Annotated in this window: 7 protein-coding genes; 5 read left to right on the top strand and 2 right to left on the bottom strand. The window is 58.3% G+C overall.

Features of this window, described 5'->3' with window-relative positions; translation table 11 throughout:
* Positions 1-194: 194 nt before the first annotated feature.
* Positions 195-788: a nucleotidyl cyclase domain-containing protein gene (locus NKJ13_RS28170; RefSeq protein WP_352778957.1), complete on the bottom strand. Its 594-nt coding sequence runs from the start codon at positions 786-788 to the stop codon at positions 195-197.
* A gap of 859 nt (positions 789-1,647) precedes the next feature.
* Between NKJ13_RS28170 and NKJ13_RS28175 the strand changes: the two genes are divergently transcribed.
* From NKJ13_RS28175 to NKJ13_RS28190, 4 genes are all read left to right on the top strand, one after another.
* Positions 1,648-3,201: a trimethylamine methyltransferase family protein gene (locus tag NKJ13_RS28175; RefSeq protein ID WP_352778975.1), complete on the top strand. Its 1,554-nt coding sequence runs from the start codon at positions 1,648-1,650 to the stop codon at positions 3,199-3,201.
* 5 nt (positions 3,202-3,206) lie between these two features.
* Positions 3,207-4,316 (top strand): mandelate racemase/muconate lactonizing enzyme family protein, encoded by a 1,110-nt coding sequence (locus NKJ13_RS28180; RefSeq protein WP_352778959.1) that lies wholly within the window; start codon positions 3,207-3,209, stop codon positions 4,314-4,316.
* A complete protein-coding gene (locus NKJ13_RS28185) occupies positions 4,316-5,371 on the top strand; it encodes a GlxA family transcriptional regulator (RefSeq protein ID WP_352778961.1) in 1,056 nt (351 codons plus the stop codon). Before NKJ13_RS28180 ends, NKJ13_RS28185 begins: the two co-directional genes overlap by 1 nt.
* Before the next feature lie 547 nt (positions 5,372-5,918).
* Entirely contained in the window at positions 5,919-6,644 is a 726-nt protein-coding gene (locus NKJ13_RS28190; RefSeq protein WP_502901948.1) for an autoinducer binding domain-containing protein, read from the top strand.
* Positions 6,645-6,877: 233 nt separating this feature from the next.
* Here the strand turns inward: NKJ13_RS28190 and NKJ13_RS28195 are convergent, their stop codons facing one another.
* Positions 6,878-7,144, bottom strand: coding sequence for a DNA -binding domain-containing protein (locus NKJ13_RS28195; RefSeq protein WP_352778966.1), 267 nt, complete (start codon positions 7,142-7,144; stop codon positions 6,878-6,880).
* Between the two features lie 96 nt (positions 7,145-7,240).
* Here NKJ13_RS28195 and NKJ13_RS28200 point away from each other — a divergent pair.
* Positions 7,241-7,647 (top strand): transposase (locus NKJ13_RS28200; RefSeq protein ID WP_352778968.1); only part of this gene is annotated, 407 nt, incomplete at its 3' end.

Raw genomic sequence — 7,647 nt, forward strand, 5'->3', positions numbered from 1 at the left:
AATCGTCTCCATGCGCCTTGAGTTGCCCGGCGTCAGTAGCGAGATGTCGAGATCTCTCAGGGGTGGCGTGACTCGCGCGAAAACAAAGGAGCCGATCGGATTGTTCTTGTTGTCAGCGCGCCATTCGGACACCAGCGTGTCCGTGCTCAAGCCGAGCTGCGCTGCATCCTGGCACTCGGCGATCTCTTCCTCGGTCAATGGCGTAAGCGGGATGTCCTCGGCATCGAGCTCTTCAAGGCCGATTGCAGATCGTGCCTCATAGCTGAGAGAGATTCCGACGTCGGTTCGTTCGACGCGATCTTTGCAGCCATATTGGCAGGGCGGCCAAGGAATAGTGGTTCCCGATTGCCGCCGCGACCGTTGTTGACGACCAGCGCGCGGCCGCTGTCTATGCCGATGCGAACCTGTGCTGCGGGAATGTTCTCATCGTCGTCGCCCGTTTCCTGCAGGACGTCGCTGATCAATCGTGCAATCGCCACCGCTCGGTTCACGCGATCGCCTTCCGAATCTTCGCCGTAGGGCTTGGCGACAACCGCGTGGAGGCGCTGGTTGTGAAAATCGACACGCAGGGCATCCGACGCCGCTAAGATTCTGCGTACGGCCCTGTAGTGAAGATTGAGAAAGCGGAGCGTCCTCTTGTGACAGGTCTCGCCCTCCACGTCGGTGCTTTCGAGCATGTCACGGAGGTTCAAGATGTCCACATAGAGGTGAACCGCATCCATTCGGTAGGCTTTGTTCGTCGGTATGGACGTCAATGACGTGTCACGGGTGTAGTCGACAACCGTCACCGTTTCGACGTCTTTGAAACGGGCATCGATGGCGTTCTTGGCGCGTTGATATTTTCAGTTATTCGACAACTTCGTCTCCATGTCTTTCCGGGCGCTTGGTGCACCAACGATTTCGATCAAGTTCTGTCCGACGACTCCGTCATGAAATGCGAGCCGTCGTGGAGTCGTGCCTCGGGCGAGATGCCTCATTGCGGTCATTCCCCGTTTTTTTGTTTGTTCTGATGGGGATTCTTCCGGTCGGTCCTTCGCCTAAAGAGTCGGATATCCACCCCTCGGAACGCCGGACAACGTGTTGAGGGGTACTGTTGTGTCTTTCGAGGCGGTTTAGCTGCAAATCATACCAAACTATGCGCGCACCGATATTCGGGGCGTGGGCCTTCTCAGGAGTTCGCGACGAATCTGCTACGGCGGCTGTCGCAGATCCCGCAAATCTCATTCCTTCCATCCCATGCTGCGAAATTCAGCTCCCAAGTTGGCTCCTAGAGTCACAACTTTGGGTCCCCCACCAATACCAAGCAAAAATCTGCTAGCACGGAGCCGCGGAAGCTCGTCTGCGCAAAAAAGTAGCCTCCCGATTGACTTTATTTCGGTGGCGTCTCGTCGATTGTACCTGCGCCGCTGCCTTGGCTGGTTTCTTCCATCTAGTGGCTCTGGAATAAAGCCGAGTAAGTGCTGTCGGCGGCCGCTACTGTTAGCCACGAAACTGAACTCCGACGCGAGTAACCTGATGGACGTGCCCGTCTGCCGCGGCGCTTTAGTCAACAGACGCGTGAGAGTTTTGCAGTAGGTCAAACCTTCAGACTCCGGCAATAGTTCCGGCCGGCCCACACAGGCTGCATCGTTTTTCTTGGAGGCCGGCATGACTGCTCAACTACAACTTTCTCGTAGAGGAGGGCGGGAAGCGCGGCGGACGATCCGCACGGCGCCAAAGGTCGACATGTTGCCGACGCTGAAGCGGGGCCTGCCTGTGATAGAGCCGATGGATGTCGAGCAGGTTGAACGCGTTCATGAGGCTTCTCTCGCCATCCTGGAAGAAGTGGGCGTGGTGTTTCGCGATCCGATCGCGATTGAGGACTGGAAGAGAGCCGGAGCGGACGTTCGCGCGGATGACCGCGTTCATCTCGATCGCGGCCTGGTCATGGAGCTGATCAAGACCATTCCCCCCAACGTCCAGTACTTCGCGCGAGATCCAGCGAAGAATGTCGAGCTCGGAGGCGACAAATCCATCTTCGTGCCGATGACCGGCGCGCCGTACATGCGCGACCTTGATGACGTCAGGCGTGGCCCGACGATCGCGGACCTTGGGACCTTCCATAAGCTGGCTCACATGATGCCAGCGTTGCATTCATCGGCGCACCACATCGTCGAGCCAATGGACATTGTTGTCGCGCATCGGCACCTGCACATCACCTATTCGTCAATGAAGCACTCCGACAAGATTTTCATGGGCATGACCACCTCGCCCAAAAATGCCGAGGACGTGCTCGACATGTGCGAGATCCTTTTCGGCGAGGGCTTCCTCGAGAAGCACGCAGTGACTACCGGAAACTGCAATGGCAATTCGCCGCTGGTATGGGACCAGGTCATGCTGGGCGGCATGCGTGCTTTCTGCCGGCGCAACCAGCCCGTCTTGTGCTCGCCCTTCGTTCTCGGCGGCGCGAACACGCCAGCCTCCACCGCGGCGGCAGTGGCGCAGCTCAATGCGGAGGCGCTTTCGGCACTCGCCTACACGCAGGTGGCGCGCAAGGGCTGCCCTGCCATTTATGGGCATTACCTGTCGACCGTGTCGATGCAATCGGGAGCGCCGATGGCGGGAACGCCAGAGATATCGCTCATGAATTTCATGATCGGCCAGATGGCTCGTCGCTATAACGTGCCCTGGCGCACTTCGAACCTGCTCGGTGGAGCCAAGATCTTCGATGCGCAAGCTGGCTATGAAAGTGCGATGACGATGATGGCCGTGCTGATGTCCGGCGCAAACTACATCTGGCATTCGGCTGGCTGGAATGAAGCCGGCATGCACTGCTCGATCGCAAAGTTCGTTGTCGACGCCGAAGTCTGCGCCATGGGCTATCGCATGACGCAAGGCATCCAGTGGGACGATTTTGATGAAGCCCTGGCCGCGGTCCGCGACGTCGGCCCAGGCGGCCATTACTTTGGCCATCCGCATACACAGGCGAACTTCGAGAAGGCCTTCTTTATTCCGAAACTCTTCGACAATAACTCGATCGAGCAGTGGTACGCTGATGGCTCCAAGGATATCAAGCAACGTGCCCTCGATCATGCGCGCCTCCTTCTGGCCGAATATCAAGAACCTAAGCTCGATGTCGCGAAGGACGAGGAATTGCGCGCTTATATCGATCGTCGCTCAAGGGAAATCCCCGCCGTCGACGCACTCAACGAGGAATACTGAGCATCATGCGCATTGACCGGATCAACGTCTATAGTACCAAGCTGCCTGTTAAAGGCGGCACCTATCGAATGGCAAGCACCGACGTCGACGCGCTTGACAGCACCCTTGTCGAGGTTGTGACAAATGACGGGTTGACTGGCTGGGGCGAAACCTGCCCGGTAGGGCCGGTTTATCAGCCGCATCATGCACTCGGCGCACGCGCGGCGATTGCCGAAATCGCGCCGGGTCTTATCGGCGCTGAGATTGCCTCGATCCGGCTTCTCGCCAAACGCATGGACGAGCGCTTGAGCGGGCATGACTATGCCAAGGCAGCGTTCGACATAGCATTTCTCGATCTCCTTGGGCAACGGCTGGGAGTGCCGGTTTCAACGCTGTTGGGCGGCGCCCTGACCGATCGCGTCCCGTCCTACTACTCGCTGATTGTTGGCTCACCGGACGAAACGGCCAGGATTGCCAACGACAAGGTGAAGTCAGGTTATCCACGCCTGCAGGTCAAAATCTCGGGCCGAAATCTCGAAAAGGATGTCGCCACGGTTCACAAGGTTTGGGAGGTGGTCGGCCATAATGCGCGTATCGCAGTGGATGGCAACAGGGGCCTCACTGTCGCTGCAGCGATCCATCTCGATCGGCTTTGCCAGGCGATCCCCTTTGTTTTCGAACAGCCCTGCAACACTATGGATGAGGTCGCCACTCTAAAGGGCAGGGTCACGCATCCGATCTATCTGGATGAGAACACCGAAGATCAGAATGCAGTGCTCCGGGCGATCTCCCTCGGCATCGCAGATGGCTTCGGCTTCAAGGTCACCCGTCTTGGCGGCCTCACCAAAATGGCGACGATGCGTGATCTTTGCGCCATCCGCTCGTTACCGCACAGCTGTGATGACGCATGGGGTGGCGACATAATCGCGGCGGCTTGCGTGCATTTAGCTTCCACTGTTGAGCCGCGCCGTTTCGAGGGCGCCTGGATCGCGCAGGAATATATCGAAGGACATTTCGACGCGAAGAATCCCATCGTCATCGAAAATGGTCACATCGCCGTACCCCAGCTGCCAGGCCTCGGTGTCAAACCGGAACCCGGCATCTTCGGTGAGCCGGTAGTCACGTACGGATCCTAGTGAACGCGCCGGCCAACATCATCGCAATGACGTCGTTGGCCACGCCGAATATTTCGGCGGCGGCCGATCGACCGTTTGACTTGGTGGTTCTTTTGTTACCCGGGTTCTCGCACCTGGCGCTTCACGCCTATATCGAACCTTTTCGCATCGCCAACACGGTATCGAGGCTGCCACTGTTCCGGTGGCGAATCGCGGGGCTTGACCCTCGGCCAATCGAGGGCGCCAACGGCCTTTCGGTTGCCGTTGATGTCGCGATAGACGAGCTGGTTTCCGGTGCGGGCGATCGCAGACCGAACCAGCTCGCTATCGTGACGGGCGAGCTGGTAGAACAGCAACTGACGCCTGAACTCAACGGATTTCTGCGAACGATGGCGCGTCGCGGGCTGCCGATAACTGCGGTTGGGACAGCGACATGGCTGCTTGCTCGGACGGGTCTTCTGGCAGGCACACGCTGCACGATACACTGGTCGCGGCTCGCTGCTTTCGCCGAAGTGTTCAACCAGCCCCGCATAAGCGATTCCTTGTTTGTCAAGGACGGCCAGTATTCAACCTGCGCGGGAGAACTGGCAGCTTTCGACCTGGCGATCGATCTGATCGGCAGCCATGCCGGCGGGTATATTGCACAGGAGGTCTGCCGCCACGCGACTGTCCAAGGTCAGCGCTCAGGATCAAACCGCCAGACCGGGCCGTCGGGTCTAGCCTTTGCCGGTGTGAGCGACAAGCTCCTGATGGCAATGCGGATCATGGAAGAAAATGTGGAGTTCCCGCTGACAATGGAGGAGGTCGCGCGACGGGCCGGAGTATCGCGGCGCCAGCTGGAACGCATGTTCGCTTCCCATATCGGACTTCCGCCAGTGCGTCACTATCTCCGGATTCGCACAGACCATGCGAAGCGCCTGATCGAAGGCACACGGATGCCCATCATCGACATTGCCATGGCCTGCGGGTTTACGTCTGCTTCGCACTTCGCAAAGTGCTTCAGAGCCTTCAATCGAATGTCGCCGCAGCAGTGTCGAGCGATAGTGCCGGCTTGGGTTGGGCCCGGCTTAAGATGATAGATTGGTATTTGAATTAGCGGAGAACAGCGGCACCTCTAGCCATGCTAAATGTTTGGAGTCGATCTGCCCACCAACGATCAGAAAGCGGCGCAACAATACGTCCGGATCATAGCGCTCAAAGCGGCGAGATGCGCCTATCCGTTGTGCTCTTCCGTGTCGACCGACGTTCACGCGGCAACCATTGGATTAATGACGGCTTTGATACGGCCCCGATCATGGTGGCGCAGAATGACTTCTCACCATTGCATGATGCGGGGGCGGCGAGGATTTCATTTCGCCCCAAGAAGCTCTCTGATTGCACTATTGCGTTGGGAAGATGCTGTAGCTTCTCGGTGATGGTCGTTCAAACAGTCCAGCGCAGCTGCGGTTGGGGACGACCGGTGCGAAGATCATGCAAGCTCCGTCGCATTCTGTAACGACGGTCAGCCCCGCCACTCCCCGCAAAACCCGGCCGCAGTTGTGCGGCCGGGTTGGCGGAGTCTCCAGATCTGGGTGGCGCGCAGTAGACGGATGGAGGGATCGAGTCAGGACAATGACGAAGAAGATGCCGCTTCTCTTCGAGACATTTGTGGAAAAGCTGTCGGAGAGTGTCGATGAAACAGATTTCCGGGATGCCATGGCCGGGGCGGCCACAGCACTTGATCTACTCACCTTTGCCTATCTGGCGTTGCCATTGCAATCTTGTGGCGAGCCCAAGCTGATCTCGAATTATCCGCCTCCCTGGACCGCGCACTATCTCCAAAACCAGTATCAGAAAGTCGATCCCGTCATCATGCGTGCGCGGTGTGGCGGCTGCCCGTTTCCATGGGGATCGGATTTGCGTGGCGTTGAGATGTCGCCGGCTCAACAGAAGCTATTTGATGAGGCGGCCCAGTTTAGCATCCGCTGCGGTTTGACGATCCCGATTATCGATCGTAGAGGCTGTGTTGCAGCGATGACGTTTGCCGCTGATAAGCCCAATTCCGCATTCCTGCGCGTTGCTGAGCGACATGAACAGGCGCTCCAACTCATGGCGACATTTTTTCACATTTATGCTCGTCGAAAGCTGTCCGGCAACCGAACAGTGGACGGCGTTTCGTTGACACCTCGTGAATATGAATGTCTGCAATGGGCGGCGCGCGGAAAGTCTGCCTGGGCTATGGGCTGCATCTTGGGCATCAAACCGCGCACCGTCGCTTTCCACCTCGAGAATGCGAAGAAGAAGCTCGGCGTGCACACTAAGGATCAGGCCGTAGCCCTGCTGGTCTCCTCGCGATCTTCAATTCTCTGAGAAACTGAATTCGTCGTTGGTAGTCCTGAGCATGAGCACAGGCTGTTTCGGGTGGCCATTCGCCTCCAATGCAGGGCCATTCCTTCCCAGACGCCATCATGATGCAACTTATTGCACCCGATTGGTACGGTGACTTTGCCAACGAACTACATGCAATACACCCTCTGCGAGACCGCGTTTTCAAGGAGCGTTTCCTTGCTTGAAAGGCGAAACGGAGCGCACAGCGGGATTGTTCAGCCGGCGAATAATACCTTGTAGCCAGTTGTGACCATCCAGTTCGCACGGTCGAGATGACTACGAAGAGCCTTCCTGGCGCGCTCCGGTTCGCGTGCTGGATCGATGCCGAGGATGAGGTGGGCCATCTCTTCTTCGCTCGCATCATCGGCGGAGGCGTCTAGGAGCCGCATATAAGTCGTGAAATGCGCTTTATCGTATGCCGTGAGGCTGTCCGACCAGTGCACTTCGTCGGCAATTGGCGTGCTCGATTTAGGCTGTAACATCGCTGGTTATATCTCCGGAAAACGGCCTCCGCGAAGCCCGTAAGCGGTGCGCCAAGGCACCTTGCAAGAGGCCGATGAACATGGAGTTTTCGCGCCATGACATTGGAACATGCAACGGGCGATATGGTCGCCGAGTTAAGCGGCGCCGCGGCGGCCGAAGATCTTACAACGGTGCCCGGGCGCGTGCGGCAACGAAGGCTGTGGGGTTGCACGGAGAAGCGCGCGTTGGTCGATCTGGCGAGCGCGGCGGGGTCGTCGGTGACCGAGGTCGCGGAGGCGTTCGGTGTAGCTCCGTCACAGCTCTATGCCTGGTGCAAGCAGATGGCCGGCGGCGAGCTCGAGGCCGATCGGGCGGTGGCAACTTTCGCGCGGATCGAAGTGAACGATCTGCCCGAGGTCGAGCGTCCCGTCGCCGATTGCCCGAATCCGGCCGGCAGGATCGTCGTGGCCTTTCCGAACGGCGCGCGATTGCGGATCGACGGGACCGTCGATCCGACAGCGCT

Origin of the sequence: Mesorhizobium sp. M0174, from assembly GCF_040322275.1 — a bacterium.
GTDB lineage: Bacteria > Pseudomonadota > Alphaproteobacteria > Rhizobiales > Rhizobiaceae > Mesorhizobium.